The organism is Methylobacterium indicum (assembly GCF_001043895.1).
Taxonomy (GTDB): Bacteria; Pseudomonadota; Alphaproteobacteria; order Rhizobiales; family Beijerinckiaceae; genus Methylobacterium; species Methylobacterium indicum.
The window spans coordinates 1-720 of record NZ_JTHF01000500.1; the positions used below are offsets into that span (position 1 = coordinate 1).

The 720-nt window shown below is 76.4% G+C and carries 1 protein-coding gene and 1 pseudogene; one reads left to right on the forward strand and one right to left on the reverse strand.

The window, feature by feature from the left end:
* Positions 1-190 (forward strand): annotated as a pseudogene (locus QR78_RS31735) (DoxX family protein); the annotation flags it as partial.
* 45 nt (positions 191-235) lie between these two features.
* On the opposite strand, the gene QR78_RS31740 reads toward QR78_RS31735, so the two are convergent.
* Positions 236-720: PAS domain-containing protein (locus QR78_RS31740; RefSeq protein ID WP_048431632.1), on the reverse strand; the 485-nt coding region annotated here is incomplete at its 5' end.

Here is a 720-nt window from a genome sequence, read left to right on the forward strand (position 1 = left end):
GCTCTACGCCGTCACCGGGCCCGGCGGCTGGAGCTGGCAGGGCTGGTGGCATGGGGGCGCGCAAGGGAGCGAGCGCGCGGCCGAACGGGCGCCCGTCCGCGCCGCGGCAGCCCCGCCCCCCGCCGCGAAGCCGCCGCGCAAGCGCGCCGCACCGCCCCGCGGGCCGCGCCCGGCCAAGGCCGCCGCGTGAGGCCGGACGGCGACCCCGCGAAGCCCCGAGGCCGTACGCCCGGGGTCAGGCCGACAGGCGCAGCGGTCCGGCGATGGCCGGATCCGGGTAGCGCCGGGTGATGTCGCAGGCGACCCCGATGAGCCGGGAGCCGCCGCCGGGCGTCCGCACGAGGCTGCCGCGGGCGGAGAGCCAGCGCACTCGCCCCTCGTGGTCGACGATCCGGTACTGCGCGTCGTAGATGCCCTCGCCGCGCAGGGCCGGTTCGAGGCTGGCGAGCACGGTGGGAAGATCGTCGGGCAGGATCATCGCCAGGAACTCGTCGAGCGGACCGGTGGTCACGCCCATCAGGCTCTCGCCGATCTCCGAGCAGGTGACCTCCCGGGTCGCCGGGTCGATGTCCCAGTTCATCATCTCGGCCGCCGCCATGGCGAGGCGCAGCCGCTCCTCGCTGGTGCGCAGAGCCTCCTGCGCCCGGACCTGCTCGTCGATGTCGGCCATGGTGCCGACCCACTCGCGGATCGCGCCGTCGGCGCTCTCGATCGGGACCG